Raw genomic sequence first — 13,559 nt, 5'->3', positions numbered from 1 at the left:
CATTGCGCACAGCGTGCGCTGTGCGTACAGTGTTCGCAAGAGGGGCACGGCGTACGCGCCGAAGTTCCCGGCCGGTCTCCGTCCGCGTCACACGTCTATGTCTTGAGGGGTTCCACGATGGAAGAGCGCCGTCATCCGCGCCGCTGGCTCATCCTGATCGTGCTCTGCCTGAGCACGCTCGTGCTGGTCGTCGACAACATGGTCCTGACCGTCTCGGTCCCGCCGATCGCCGAGGACCTCGGCGCGGACGCCCAGGACATCCAGTGGATCATCGAGTCCTACATCCTGGTCTTCGCCGGCCTGCTGCTCACCGCGGGCAGCCTCTCCGACCGGTTCGGGCGGCGGCGGGTCATGATCGCGGGGCTGGTGCTCTTCGGGGCCGCGTCCCTGCTGGCCACCGTCGCGCAGAACCCCGAACAGCTCATCGCCGGGCGGGTGTTGATGGGCATAGGCGGTGCCCTGGTGATGCCCAGCACGCTGTCGATCCTGATCACCGTCTTCGACGACGAGGAGCGGCGCAAGGCGATCGGTGCCTGGAGCGCGGTGGCCGTGGTCGGTCTGGTCGGCGGGCCCGTGCTCGGCGGTGTGCTGATCGCCCACTTCTGGTGGGGCGCCGTCTTCCTGATGAACGTTCCGATCGCCCTCCTCGCCGTCGCCGCCGCCCTCGTCCTCATGCCGGAGTCCAAGGGCCCCGCCCGCAAGGCCGACCCGCTGGGCATGGTGCTCTCGATGGCCGGGATGACCGCGCTGGTGTGGACGATCATCGAGTCCGCCAAGGCCGGGCTCGGCGGGACGAGTACGCAGGTCTCGCTCTCCGTCGCCGTCGTCTCCCTGGTGGCCTTCGGGATCTGGGAGGTCCGCTGCGATGCGCCGATGGTCCCCCTCGGCCTCTTCCGCGACCGCGTCTTCAGCGGCGCCAGCTTCTCCCTCGTCCTGCTGACCTTCGCCAACGGCGGCCTGATGCTGGTCCTGACCCAGTACCTCCAGTTCGTGCTCGGCTACTCGCCCACCGAGACGGGCCTCGCCTTCGCCCCCATGGCCGTCGCCACGCTCCTGTTCAACGGCGTCGGTGCCACCCTCGGCAACAAGATCGGCAACCGGCCCATGACCGCCGCCGGCCTCGCCGTCATCGCCGCCGGGTTCGGGGTGCTCGCCTCGCTGCCCTCCGACGCCGGGTTCGGGATGCTCGCCGCCGCGATGGTGCTGATCGGCATCGGTGGTGGCCTGGCGATGCCCGCCGCGACCGCCGCCCTGATGAGCGCGGTCCCCGCCGAGCACGCCGGGGTCGGCTCCGCGCTCAACGACACCGTCCAGCAGGCCGGCGCGGCCCTCGGCGTCGCCGTCCTCGGCACGGTCCTCTCCCGCACCTACACCGGAGCCATGCCCGACGCCGCACCCGCCGGGGCGAGCCACTCCGTGTCCGACGCGCTCGCCCTGGCCGCCGCCACCGGTGACTCCGCGCTCGCCGCGACGGCCCGCGAGGCCTTCACCGAGGCGATGTCCGCCAGCTTCTGGGCCGGGGCGGCGGGCGTCCTGGCCGCGGCCGCCCTCGCCGTCATCCTCATCCGGGACCGCGAGGCCCCGGCCGGGGAGGACACCTCGGCGGCCGGGGAGCACACCGCCCCGGACCGGCAGGACGTCACCCGCGACGCCGAACTGACCACCGCCGCCTGAGGCCGCCGGCACCCCTGACCAGACGTATGCATGTATGGACGTGTGACGTATGGACGTATGACGTACGGATGTCTGACGTACGGACGTATGGCAGTACGTACGGCACCGCAACGCCCCGCCCGGATTCGTTCCGGCGGGGCGTTGCGCGTGTGCGTCGACCGGCGGGCGGGACCGGAGCGGGGCGGCCTCAGCCGTCGTGCTCGGCAGCGGTCCGGCGCCGCTCGGCGCGCTGGGACAGTGTTTCGAGGATGCGCTGCCAGGCCGGTGACGCCTCCCCGAAGATCCGGGAGAAGACCAGCTTCGGGCTCCCCGGCCGGCCACCGTCCCGTCCGTGCCGCTTCTCCCATGCGTCCAGTTCGTCGATGAGTCGGTCCAGGCGCGGATCGTCGGGGTCCCAGTCCACCGCCCGGTCGCAGGCGAGATACAGGCGCGTCGTCTCGGGGTCGTCGAACCGGGCGCTCTTGTCCCGTATCCGCCTCGGCATGGAGGACGGGTCCAGCGCCTGCGTCAGGATCCACGAGTCGCGCTCCAGCCGTACCCTGCGCTCGCTGACCCCGAGGCCGCGCATCCGGTCCAGGATGGCGACCACCTCGGGGGGCAGGACGAGCCGTTCACCGCTGTCCAGTTCGGCGATCCGGCGGCGGTACTCGCTGAGCTGCTCGATCTTGCGCCCCAGCTCGGCGTCGATGTCGGTCAGGGCCGAGGCGAATTCGGCCGGCCGCGCGTGCAGCAGCGCGTCGATACGGGCCAGCGGGACACCGGCATCGGCGAGGGTCCTGATCCGGATGAGATCCACCGCCGCCTGCGCGCCGTAGCGGCGGTAGCCGGAGGCATCGCGCTCGGGCTCGGGCAGCAGGCCGAAGTGGTGGTAGTGGCGAACGGTGCGTACGGTCACTCCGGCCGCCGCCGCGAGTTGGCTGATCGTAAGCACCGTTCACCTCCGGGCTGTGGGCGCGACGTGACGTGACGCGACGTGTCGTGTCGTGTCGTGATCATCCGTGCCGGGAGTTTAGGCGGCGGAGGTCAGGGCCGGTACAGGGCCGGGGCCGCCCGGTCGATGACGTCGCGGACGGCCTGGATCACGGCGTCGGGACGGTCGAAGCAGAGCCGGTGGTGGAAGGTGTCGTCGAGGACGCGCTGTTCCCCGTGCGAGACCGCGCCCACCAGGGCGGCGTCCATTCTCGTCCTGCCCTCGCGCATCTCTCGCGCCGTCCGCTCCGGCACCGGCGCCTGCTGGGCGGGGTCGTCGCCCACCACGGTGAGGGCGACCACCGGGACGTCGGGTATGTCCGGCCCGGCCTTCAGCTCGGCGGCGAGTCCGGCGAGGCCGCTCCGCTCGGCGACACCGGAGCGGAGCCACGCGTCGCTCTCCTTGGCTTCGAGCAGCGGCTGCCGCAGGTGCTCCGGGTGGTTCGCGAGCAGCTCGGCGTGCATCTCGCGCAGGGCAGGGCGCATCTGTTCGAGCTGCGCCACGTCGGGTGCCATCCGCTCGGCCGCGGCCAGGCTCGCCGCGGGGGGCATGAAGTCGTCCCAGTCACGGTGGAAGGCGTCCAGCCAGACCAGGCCCGCCACGTCCTCGGGGAACAATTGTGCGAAACGGTGCGCGTAGGCACCGCCCAGGGAGTGCGCCGCGAGTACGTACGGGCCGGCGATGCCCTGGGCGCGCAGCAGTTCGCGCAGCTCCGTGGCGACCTCGGCGGCGGTGCGCGGCAGCGGGAGGGGGTCGCTGTAGCCCGTGCCGCCACGGTCGTACACCACGGCGGTGGTGAACCGCGCGACCCCTTGCTGCGCACCGGAATAGTCCAGGCCGACCGCGCTGGCGCCCGGCAGGAACACGACGGCCGGCCCGCCGCTGCCCGACCGGTGCACGAAGAGGCGGCGGCCGTCGATCTCCTGGAACCCGCCGACCGGTGGAGCCGGCCGGGCCGTGGAAGTGCTGTTGTTCGTCATGCGACGAGGCTGCAACGTTGACGCAGCGTCAGGGTCAAGCCCCTATCGCCCTCGCCCGAGTGCCGCAGCGCCTCGATGCCGACGTTGCCGCCAGAGCGCCGCTAACGCCACGCGGCAGGGGTGCCCGGAGGGTATTGGTTCGCCTCACCCCCTCGGATGGCGTACTGTTGTGTTTACCGACGCGGGGTGGAGCAGCTCGGTAGCTCGCTGGGCTCATAACCCAGAGGTCGCAGGTTCAAATCCTGTCCCCGCTACTCAAGGCCGAAGGCCCGGATCCAGTGATCACTCACTGGATCCGGGCCTTCGGTGTTTGCCGGGTTCTGGGTTCCGGGGTTTTCGGGCTCTCTTCCAGGGCGGTGTGCCCTTCTTCCCGCCTCCCGTCACCCGTCCGGCCCACACCAGCTAGCACCCGGACCCCTCTCCAGGAAGCCTGGGTGCAGCGCGGCGATGGGCGCGGGATCGGCGGGAGACAAGCGGTGGGGCAGCGTGGAGGTACCGGCGGCAGCGGAGCCACCGCGCACGAGCGGACCCTCGTACGGATACTGCCCGTCCTGCTCCTCGTCGTCGGAGTCGTGTACGACGCCCTGACCCCGCCCGAGTTCACCGCCGCCCCGCTCTTCACGGCGGCCCCGCTGATCGCCGCCCCCTTCTACTCGCTGCTCGGCACCGTCCTGACGGGCGTCGCGGCCTCGGTCGCGGTCACCGTGCTGCACTACGGCAGCTCCGTCGGCGGCCATGTCGAGGCCGTCACCGAACTGCTCACCGTGGCGACCGTCGCGGCCCTCGCGATCTTCATCAACCGCGTCGTGCGCCGGGGCAACGACCGGCTCGCCATCGCCCGCTCCATCGCCGAGGCCACCCAGCGCGCCGTGCTGCCGCAGCCCGATCCCCGCATCGGCGGGCTCGACCTCGCGGCGCGGTACGAGGCCGCGCAGGCCGACGCGTTCATCGGCGGTGATCTGTACGCCGTACAGGACACCCCGCACGGCGTACGGCTCATCGTCGGCGACGTCCGTGGCAAGGGCATGGGCGCGGTGGCCGCCGTCGCCGTCGTCATCGGCGCCTTCCGTGAGGCCGCCGAGCAGGAGACCACCCTGGAGGCGGTGGCGCAGCGCCTGGAGCGGGCCCTCGCGCGGGAGGGCACCCGGCGCGACGGGCTCGACGCCTTCGAGGGGTTCACCACCGCCGTCCTCGCGGAGATCCGGGTCGGCGACGGCTGCGTACGGCTGGTGAACCGGGGGCATCCGGAGCCGCTGCTGCTGCGGGGCGACGGCCGGCTGTGCGTGCTCTCCCCGAGCGAGCCCGCGCTGCCGCTCGGCATGGGGGAGCTCGGGGCGTGGCCGGACCGGGCGGACGAGTCGGAGTTCCCGCCCGGCGCGATGCTGCTCTTCTACACGGACGGTCTCTCGGAGGCGCGCGACGCGACCGGGGCCTTCTACGACCCCGCGACCCGGCTCGCCGGGCGGATCTTCCCCGGCCGCGAGGGCCCGCACACGCTGCTCGCCACGCTCACGCAGGAGGTGCGGCGGCACACCGGTGGCGCGGCGACGGACGACATGGCGCTGCTCGCGGTGCGGCGGCCGGCCACCGGGGACGGGAAGGCCGCGGCGGAGAGCCGTGTCACTGGCCGTGACTGAAGTGCGGCCCTCCGCATCACAACTGACGTCCTGTCAAGGGAATGTGAAGTTCCGGTGTGTGACTTCCTCGGGTGACGCACGGTCAACTCGACCCGGTAAGAGCCCTCGTGCCCCTTAAGTCCCGCCCGCGAGCGTTAATGATCAATCGGAACAGCTTGGAATACGGCACCGCTGTCTATTAACGTTCGATAACGCAGCGCGGTCGTCCCAGCCGTCACTAGAGGCGGCTCCGTGCGCACACGCCTAATCCCGCAAGGGAGCCGGGGAACCACCAACTTGGGGTGAATCGGGCAGCTGTGCATCCGTGCCGGTTGTCCGTAGGAGACCTTCCTGCTCCGAACCCGTCAGCTAACCCGGTAGGCGAGAAGGAAGGAAAGGAGTGCGCCCCAGTGGCGTCCAACCGGCCTGCTCCCCAAGCCGCGTACGTACCGAATGACGACGACTTCGGTGGTTACGACCAGGAGACCTGGGAGGAATGGAATCCCACCGAGGAGTCCGTCCGTCCCGTCCGCGGCAGGCACCGTGTGCACAAGAAGGGCGGCGGCGGGCTCGCCCGCAGCTCCACCGTGCTGGGCGTCGGCGTCATCGCCGCCGTCGGCGCGGGCGGCATAGCCACCGCGCAGGACGGCAAGGCGCCCGTCTCCATCTCGATGCCCGACCTCGGCGCCGTCGCCGACTCGCTCCCCGAGGCCGAGTCCCTGCCCGGCGTGGGCTCCCTCCTCTCCGACGACTCCGCCGCCCCCGCGGGCTCCGAAGCCGTCATGGCCGCGGCTCCGCTCAGCGCCGCCGGTGTCAGCTCCACCGACGCCGAGCAGGGCGCCACGGACGCGGGCGAGGCACTGCGCGCCCGCATCATGCAGCAGGCCGAGAACCAGCAGGACCAAGCGGACGACGCGGTGCGGACCGCGGCCGAGGAGGCCGCCGTCAAGAAGGCCGCCGAGGAGGCCGCCGCCCAGCAGAAGCTGGCCGAGCGGAAGGCCGACGCCAAGGCCGCCGCCAAGAAGAAGAAGGAGCAGGAGGCCCGCGAGGCCAAGGCCCTGGCCGAGCGCCGGGCCAAGCTCGCCAAGAGCTACGCGCTGCCCACCTCCTCGTACACCATCACGTCGCACTTCGGTGTCGCCGGCTCCATGTGGTCCTCCGGGCACCACACCGGCCTCGACTTCGCCGCACCGACGGGTACCCCGCTCAAGGCCGTCCACACCGGCACCGTCAAGGAGGCCGGCTGGGCGGGCGCGTACGGCTACCGCACCGTCCTGGAGCTGAGCGACGGCACCGAGGTCTGGTACTGCCACCAGTCCTCGATGAACGTCAGCGCGGGACAGAAGGTCAGCACCGGCGATGTCATCGGGCGCGTCGGCGCGACCGGCAACGTCACCGGACCGCACCTCCACATGGAGGTCCACACCGCGGGCGGCTCCACCGTCGACCCGCTCGCCTGGCTCCAGAGCAAGGGCCTCAACCCCTGACCCGAAGCGGACGACTTGACGTTCATTTGGGGGAGTCGCCGGAATTCCGTTTCCGGCGGGTCCGTTGAGGAACGCATGACTTCTCTTCGCACGCTTGGCTCTTCCGACCTCGAGGTCTTCCCGCTCGCCCTCGGCGGCAACGTCTTCGGCTGGACCGCCGACCGGACGGCGTCCTTCGCCGTCCTCGACGCCTACACCGCCGCGGGCGGCAACTTCATCGACACCGCCGACACCTATTCGAGCTGGGTGGAGGGGAACGAGGGCGGCGAGTCCGAGACCCTCATCGGCGAGTGGCTGGCCGAGCGCGGCAACCGCTCCGACATCCTCCTGGCCACGAAGGCCGGCGCCCACCCCGAGTACAAGGGCCTGGCCCCGGACACCATCAAGAGGGCCGCCGACGCCTCGCTGCGCCGCCTCGGCACCGACTACATCGACCTGTACTACACCCACTTCGACGACCCCTCGGTCCCCGTCGAGGAGATCATCGGGGCGCTGGACGAGCTGGTCACGGCCGGCAAGGTGCGCGCCATCGCCGCCTCCAACATCTCCCCCGAGCGGCTCCAGGAATCCCTCGACTTCTCCGACCGCGAGGGCCTCGCGCGCTATGTCGCGCTCCAGCCGCACTACAACCTTGTCTCCCGCGACACCTACGAGGGCCGGCTCCAGGAGCTCGCCTCGCGCTCCGGCCTCGCCGCCATCCCCTACTTCGCGCTCGCGTCGGGCTTCCTCACCGGCAAGTACCGCCCCGGCACGCGCGTCGAGAGCGCGCGCAGCGGCCGGGTCGAGGAGTACGTGGGCAGTGAGCGGGGCGACCGGGTCCTCGCCGCGCTCGACGAGATCGCCGAGGCGCATGACGCGGAGGTCGCGACCGTGGCCCTCGCCTGGCTCGCGGCGCAGCCCACCGTGGCGGCGCCGCTCGCCTCCGCGCGCACGGTAGAGCAGCTGCCCGCGCTGCTCGCGGTGGCGGACCTCGCCCTGACGGACGCCGAGCTGTCGGCGCTGACGGCGGCCTCCGCCTAGGTGCGGTAGGGGTTGTGGGCCGGGTGGCCGTAGGCCGGACGGGGCTGCGGCTGCCCGTACGGAGCGGTGGCGTACGCGGCAGGGGCGTAGGGGGTGTACGGGGCGTGCGGGTACGCGGCGTGGGGGTGGCCGTACGGCGCGTACGGCATCGGGAGCATGACCGGGGCGGTGGCGCGGGCCGCGTAGGCCAGGGCGGGCCGGGCCGGTTCGCGGCGCTCCCAGAGCTTCTCGAGCAGCTCCCGCTCGCGTACGACGAAGTCGGCGCCCGCCCGGCCGCGGCGGCCCCGGTGGCGCAGGAACGCCAGTGACGTCGCGTACGTCTCGTACTCCATGACCGCCCGGCCCGCGGCCTTCCCCCAGGCATACGAGGCGTAGTCGCGGGCCAGCGCGCGGGCCCGCATCGAGCCGAGCGCGTACGGCTCGGGCGGGGTGAGCCAGCCCGCCGCCGCGTACACGGGCAGTTCGGCGCGGATCATGCGCAGCTCGCGCTGTCGGGTCCAGATCGCCAGCCAGGTCAGCAGCCCGAACGAGGGCAGCATGAAGAGCGCGTACACGGCGAAGAACCCGTACTGGCCGAAGACCGCGGAGCCGTTCCACAGCGCGTGCATGCCCATCGCGAGCAGCAGTCCGCCGAGCGGCAGCAGCGCGCGGCGCAGGCGCATGCGCTCCGCCGAGAAGGCGGCGATGCCGAAACCGATGCCGGTCAGGACGGTGAAGAGCGGGTGCGCGAACGGCGACATGACCACGCGTACGAAGAACGTCGCGGCCGTCACGGAGGCCAGGCCGCTGTCGCGGCTGAGCTGGTCGGTGACGAAGGCGTTGCCGAGGTAGAGGATGTTCTCGGTGAACGCGAAGCCCGTCGCGGTCACCCCGGCGATGACCATGCCGTCGACGATGCCGGTGAAGTCGCGTCTGCGGAAGAGGAAGACGAGCAGGATGGCGGCGGCCTTCGCGGACTCCTCGACGACCGGCGCGATGACCGTGGCGCCGAGGGTGTCGGCGCTGTGCGGGTCGGCGGTGGCGGTGGCTATCCAGCGGATCGCGAAGCTGTTCGCGACGATCGCGATGAGCGCGGCCGCGCAGGCCCCCCACGCGAAGGAGAAGAGGAGGTTCCGCCAGGGCCCCGGCGCCACCCGGTCCAGCCAGCGGAACGCGGCGACGAGCAGCGGCACCGGCACGGTCGCGAGGCCGAGCCCTACCAGGAAGCCCTCGGTGCCGGTCTGCTCCCTGACCAGGGCGAGGATCACCAGGCCCGAGAGCGCGAGCAGCGTGACGAGTCCGGCCACGCGTATCGCGCGCCGCTGCCACCAGTGGGCGCGGCGGAGTTCCCCCGGGGCGGGCGGCTCGGGGGGAATCGGATACGGAGGACTGGTGGCCACGTCGTTGACCCTAACGAGGGATGGGGGTGGCCGCGACGGGGCCTTTACTTGCCGGTGCCCGTCCCGAGCCGCTCCACACGGCGGAACAGCAGGTCGTGGACCACGTGTCCCTTCTTCAGGCCCTGGCCCTCGAAGCGGGTGAGGGGGCGGAAGTCCGGGCGCGGGGCGAAGCCGCCGCCCTCCTGGGTGTTCTCGAAGTCGGGGTGCGCGGTGAGGACCTCCAGCATCTGCTCGGCGTACGGCTCCCAGTCCGTCGCGCAGTGCAGGAGCGCGCCCGGCTTCAGCGAGGGCGCGGCCAGGGTGAGGAACTCCGGCTGGATCAGGCGCCGCTTGTGGTGGCGGGCCTTGGGCCAGGGGTCGGGGAAGTAGACGCGCAGTCCGGCGAGGGACTCGGGCGGGAGCATCTCGCGGAGCAGGATGATCGCGTCGCCGTTGGCCACGCGGACGTTCGTCAGGCCGCCGCGTTCGGCGAGGCCGAGGAGGTTGCCCTGGCCGGGGGTGTGCACGTCGACGGCGAGGATGCCGGTGTCGGGGTCGGCGGCGGCCATCTGCGCGGTCGCCTCGCCCATGCCGAAGCCGATCTCCAGGACGACGGGGAGGTCGGGGCGCGGGCCCCGCTCGTCCGCGAACAGCTCGCCGAGGTCGAGCTTGCGCAGCCCGTCGATGTCCAGCCCCCAGGTGGGCCAGAGCCGTCGCAGGGCGTCGCCCTGGCTGGTGGTGACCCGGCTGCGACGCGGCTGGAAGCTGCGGATCCGGCGCTCGTGGTGTGACCCGGCGGGGTCGGGGGAGGGGCCGCCGGGAAAGCGGGGGGCGGCCTGCGGACGGCCGGACCGCCGGGGCCCGTCCCCCTCGGGGGTGCCGGACGCTTCGGGGGCTTCGGGGGTTCTGGGTGACTCAGACACAGTGCGGCCAATTTTACGGGGCGCGGGAGTGGGGTGGTCCGGCTGTCGGTGCGCTGCGGGTCGGCTCTGCCCCGTCAGGGGCGCGGGGAACTGCGCGCTCAGCCACGTCGGACCCGCAGAGCACCAAGCACCGCGCCGCATCGACGCATGCAGACCGGCGGCAGAGCGACCGGGCAGAGCCGCTGAACCCGGCAGTCACGAATCCCCGGCTCCGCCGAAGGCAACCTGGCAGAGCCGCTGAACCCGGCGGCCACAAACCCCCGGCTCCGCCGAAGGCGACCCGGCAGAGCCGCTGAACCCGGCGGTCACGAAGCCCCGGCAGCCGCGGAGCCCGCCTCACCCCAAGACGGCCAGCGCCCGCCGGGCGACCTCCCGCCCGATCGGCAGCGAAGCCGTAGCGGCAGGCGACGGCGCGTTCAGGACGTGCACCGTGCGCGCGCCCTCCCGTATCAGGAAGTCGTCGACCAGCGTGCCGTCACGCAGCACCGCCTGCGCGCGGACCCCGGCCGGGGCGGGCACCAGGTCGTCGGGGCCGATCCCCGGCAACAGCCTCCGCACCGCTTCGGTGAACGCCGACTTGGAGGCGGAGCGGCGCAGCTCACCCGCCCCGTACCGCCAGTGGCGCCGGGCTATGCGCCACGATCCCGGCCAGCCGAGCGTGCCGGCCAGCTCGCGGGGGTGGACGACCGACCAGGCGTACCCCTCGCGGGCCAGGGCCGGCACCGCGTTCGGCCCCACGTGGACGCCGCCGTCGATGCCCCGGGTGAGGTGGACGCCGAGGAAGGGGAAGGCAGGGTCGGGCACGGGATAGACGAGGCCGCGCACCAGCTCGGGGCGGCCCAGCTCGTAGTACTCCCCGCGGAACGGCACGATCCGCATGCCGGGGTCGTCGCCCGTGAGCCGCGCGACCGTGTCGCAGTGCAGCCCCGCGCAGTTCACCATGACCTTGCCGCGCACCACGGCGCCGTCGGCGGTGCGGACGGCGACGCCGAGGCCGGGGCGGCGGTCCACGCGCACGACGTGCCCGGCCGCGCCATAGCGGATCTCGGCGCCGGAGGCCTCCGCCAGGTGCCGCGCCACCGCGCCGTAGTCACAGACGCCGGTGGTGCCGACGTGGATGGCGGCGAGGCCCCGCACCTCCGGTTCGTACTCCGTGATCTGGGCGGGGCCCAGCTCGCGCACCGGAATGCCGTTCTCCCTGCCGCGCTGGACCAGGGCGTGCAGGCGGGGGAGCTCCGCGCGCTCCGTGGCGACGATCAGCTTGCCGGTGACCTCATGCGGAATGCCGTACTCCGCGCAGAATTTGATCATCTCGGCGGCGCCGCGCACCGCGTATCTCGCCTTCAGGGAGCCGGGGCGGTAGTAGATCCCGCTGTGGATCACCCCGCTGTTGCGGCCGGTCTGGTGGCGGGCGGGGCCGCGCTCCTTCTCCAGCACGGTGACACGGGTGCCGGGGGCGGCGCGCGTGAGGGCGTACGCCGTCGCGAGACCGACGATTCCGCCGCCGATCACCAGCACGTCGCAGTCGTTCGCGACCTTCTTCACCGCGCCTCACCTCCCACCACAGATACTGCCCTGCGCCACTGACAACGCCCTCAAACCTGGGGTGGGTGTGTGCTTGATCGCCGCGCGACTACGCGGGAGCCATCAGCAGCGGCCTGGCGCGCTCACGGAGCTCCACGACCCTCGGCTCGTCCCCGTACGGTTCGAGGCGGTGCAGGAGGTCCTTCACGTACTCGGTGGTCCGCGCGGAGGAGATGCGGCCCGCGACCTCAAGCGCCCGGGTGCCCTGCTCGCACGCCGCGTCGAGGTTGCCGGACTCCAGCTCGGCGACGGCCGAGACGACCAGGCGCAGGCCGTGGGAGCGTACGAACTCCTCCGTGGGGCGGGAGAGCGCCTGTTCCGTGAAGCGGCGGACCTGCCGGGGCGCCTTCAGGTCGCGGTAGCACTCGGCGGCGTCGGCGGCGAAGCGGTCGTAGCCGTAGAAGCCGAGCCAGGTCGGGTCGTTGTCGCCGTCGCGGGCCCGCTCAAGCCAGCCCTCGGCGGCCCGCAGCGCCGTGCCCGCGGCCTGCGCGTCATGGGCACGCGCGTGTGCCCGTGCCTCGACGAGGCGGAAGAAGCTCATGGTGCGGGCCGTCGCGAGCCCGCGGTTGCGCTCCAGGGCGGCCTGCGCGAGGTCGACTCCCTCGTCCCCGAAGCCGCGGTAGGTCGCCTGGAGGGACATGGAGGCGAGCACGTACCCGCCCAGGGGCACGTCGGCCGCCGCGCGGGCGAGCCGCAGCGCCTGGATGTAGTAGCGCTGGGCGGCCTCCTGCTGGCCCGTGTCGAAGGCCATCCACCCGGCGAGACGGGTCAGTTCCGCGGAGGCTCCGAAGAGGGCGCGTCCGACCTCGTCGGAGTAGGAGCCGAGGAGCAGCGGCGCCGCCTCGACGCGCAGGCACTCCGGGACCATGGAGGAGCGCCAGTCGCCGCCCCCGTACTTGGAGTCCCAGCGCCGCGCGTCCTCCGCGGCCTCCCGCAGCTTCAGTACGTCGCTGTGGCCGACCTTCATCGGCGCGCCGCCGTCGTCGGCGTGCGCCACGTCGCGCGGCATGTCGTGGGAGGCGTCGCGTGCCACGGAGCTGTCGGCCGGGGTTATGAGCCAGCGCGAGGCGGGCGTCGCGTACGCGCTCACCGCGAAGGAGCCGGCGAGGGACTGCCAGATGCCGCCCCCCGCGCGCCGGCCCGCCAGATCGAGGCGGTACAGCTCGGTGGCCGACTTGACTGCGGCCCCCACGTCACGGGGGAAGGCGAGCCCCACTTCGGGCGCCGGGTCGGCGTCCGCGAGGCCGATCTCGTGCAGGGGCACCGGGCGGCCGAGCTTCTGCCCGATGGCCGCCGCGATCAGGTGGGGGGCGGCGCCCTGCGGCACCATGCCCTTGGACACCCAGCGGGCCACGGAGGTCTTGTCGTATCGAAGCGTCAACCCGCGTTGTGCGCCGAGGTCGTTGACCCGGCGTGCGAGTCCCGCGTTGCTGATTCCCGCGAGGGCGAGAACGGTGCCGAGTTTTTCGTTCGGCCCGCGTTGCTCCCTGGACATGCGCCACCCCTCGACACAGACGGCTGCCGGGCGATGGCTGGACCGCTCGGCATTCGTGCTGCGTTCCCCCCGGGGGCAAGCGCTACCCATGGCCGCGGCCGCCGTGGCGTGAGCCTCGGACACCGTGGCCGGATTCGCGGCCGCAAGAGCGTTTGGCCGATCCTCCAGGTATATGCCTCCGTTGAAAACATCAGCACACACAGGGTAGTTCGCCGCATCCCAAGCGTTAAGGGGCACAGTTCCGTATGGCGAGATTGTTGTCCGTACGGAAGTGCGGCGGGGCCCGCGCGTGCTCCCGGTGTGTGGCCGTGCGCCCGTCCGTGCGCTCTTCTCCGGCCATGACGGGAGCGCTTCCATTGGCGATGCGTGGGTCGGCCCGCTGCGCTGGAGTCAGTGGGCTGGGGGACACCGCCGCCTCCATCCCCGCGGGCGGCGGACCGGTCCGGGAGGCG

General features: G+C 72.5%; 10 protein-coding genes, 1 tRNA gene and 1 riboswitch. Of the genes, 5 read left to right on the top strand and 6 right to left on the bottom strand.

The genetic code is table 11. The features are described from left to right. Positions 1-117 precede the first annotated feature (117 nt). Complete coding sequence (locus KKZ08_RS18475; protein ID WP_223775512.1) at positions 118-1,674, top strand: MFS transporter; 1,557 nt, start codon at positions 118-120, stop codon at positions 1,672-1,674. A gap of 187 nt (positions 1,675-1,861) precedes the next feature. Here KKZ08_RS18475 and KKZ08_RS18470 read toward each other — a convergent pair whose 3' ends face one another. Together KKZ08_RS18470 and KKZ08_RS18465 are read right to left on the bottom strand one after the other, a co-directional pair. Beyond that, positions 1,862-2,605 carry a MerR family transcriptional regulator gene (locus KKZ08_RS18470; RefSeq protein WP_223775511.1) on the bottom strand — a complete coding sequence of 248 codons (744 nt, stop codon included), beginning with the start codon at positions 2,603-2,605 and terminating at the stop codon, positions 1,862-1,864. A gap of 92 nt (positions 2,606-2,697) precedes the next feature. Continuing rightward, entirely contained in the window at positions 2,698-3,624 is a 927-nt protein-coding gene (locus KKZ08_RS18465; protein WP_223775510.1) for an alpha/beta hydrolase, read from the bottom strand. Positions 3,625-3,804: 180 nt separating this feature from the next. Here KKZ08_RS18465 and KKZ08_RS18460 point away from each other — a divergent pair. From KKZ08_RS18460 to KKZ08_RS18445, 4 genes are all read left to right on the top strand, one after another. Further along, positions 3,805-3,878, top strand: a tRNA-Met gene (locus tag KKZ08_RS18460). Positions 3,879-4,100: 222 nt separating this feature from the next. Then, entirely contained in the window at positions 4,101-5,261 is a 1,161-nt protein-coding gene (locus KKZ08_RS18455; protein WP_223775509.1) for a PP2C family protein-serine/threonine phosphatase, read from the top strand. A gap of 230 nt (positions 5,262-5,491) precedes the next feature. Further along, a riboswitch (cyclic di-AMP (ydaO/yuaA leader) is annotated at positions 5,492-5,639 on the top strand. Between the two features lie 11 nt (positions 5,640-5,650). Next, positions 5,651-6,727: a M23 family metallopeptidase gene (locus KKZ08_RS18450; RefSeq protein WP_223775508.1), complete on the top strand. Its 1,077-nt coding sequence runs from the start codon at positions 5,651-5,653 to the stop codon at positions 6,725-6,727. 75 nt (positions 6,728-6,802) lie between these two features. Then, positions 6,803-7,747 (top strand): aldo/keto reductase, encoded by a 945-nt coding sequence (locus KKZ08_RS18445; RefSeq protein WP_223775507.1) that lies wholly within the window; start codon positions 6,803-6,805, stop codon positions 7,745-7,747. Here KKZ08_RS18445 and KKZ08_RS18440 read toward each other — a convergent pair. The 4 genes from KKZ08_RS18440 to KKZ08_RS18425 all read right to left on the bottom strand — a co-directional run bounded on the left by KKZ08_RS18440 (position 7,744) and on the right by KKZ08_RS18425 (position 13,107). Further along, positions 7,744-9,126 carry a PrsW family intramembrane metalloprotease gene (locus KKZ08_RS18440; protein ID WP_223775506.1) on the bottom strand — a complete coding sequence of 461 codons (1,383 nt, stop codon included), beginning with the start codon at positions 9,124-9,126 and terminating at the stop codon, positions 7,744-7,746. The two genes, KKZ08_RS18445 and KKZ08_RS18440, sit on opposite strands and share 4 nt — an antisense overlap. Positions 9,127-9,170: 44 nt before the next feature. Continuing rightward, the gene (gene trmB, locus KKZ08_RS18435; RefSeq protein WP_346657885.1) at positions 9,171-10,028 is read right to left on the bottom strand and encodes a tRNA (guanosine(46)-N7)-methyltransferase TrmB; all 858 of its coding nucleotides are present in this window, start codon (positions 10,026-10,028) and stop codon (positions 9,171-9,173) included. Positions 10,029-10,364: 336 nt separating this feature from the next. Next, positions 10,365-11,573 carry an L-2-hydroxyglutarate oxidase gene (gene lhgO, locus KKZ08_RS18430; RefSeq protein ID WP_223775505.1) on the bottom strand — a complete coding sequence of 403 codons (1,209 nt, stop codon included), beginning with the start codon at positions 11,571-11,573 and terminating at the stop codon, positions 10,365-10,367. Between the two features lie 88 nt (positions 11,574-11,661). Beyond that, positions 11,662-13,107 (bottom strand): MFS transporter, encoded by a 1,446-nt coding sequence (locus tag KKZ08_RS18425; RefSeq protein WP_223775504.1) that lies wholly within the window; start codon positions 13,105-13,107, stop codon positions 11,662-11,664. Positions 13,108-13,559 lie beyond the last annotated feature (452 nt).

This window comes from Streptomyces sp. 135 (assembly GCF_020026305.1).
In the GTDB taxonomy this organism is placed as follows: domain Bacteria; phylum Actinomycetota; class Actinomycetes; order Streptomycetales; family Streptomycetaceae; genus Streptomyces.
This window is presented reverse-complemented; position numbering and strand designations above follow the sequence as displayed.

Excerpts from the sequence above, each read along its gene's own strand:
- KKZ08_RS18465 (WP_223775510.1), bottom strand. The coding sequence starts at position 3,624 with ATGACGAACAACAGCACTTCCACGGCCCGGCCGGCTCCACCGGTCGGC.
- KKZ08_RS18445 (WP_223775507.1), top strand. The coding sequence starts at position 6,803 with ATGACTTCTCTTCGCACGCTTGGCTCTTCCGACCTCGAGGTCTTCCCG.
- KKZ08_RS18475 (WP_223775512.1), top strand. The coding sequence starts at position 118 with ATGGAAGAGCGCCGTCATCCGCGCCGCTGGCTCATCCTGATCGTGCTC.
- KKZ08_RS18425 (WP_223775504.1), bottom strand. The coding sequence starts at position 13,107 with ATGTCCAGGGAGCAACGCGGGCCGAACGAAAAACTCGGCACCGTTCTC.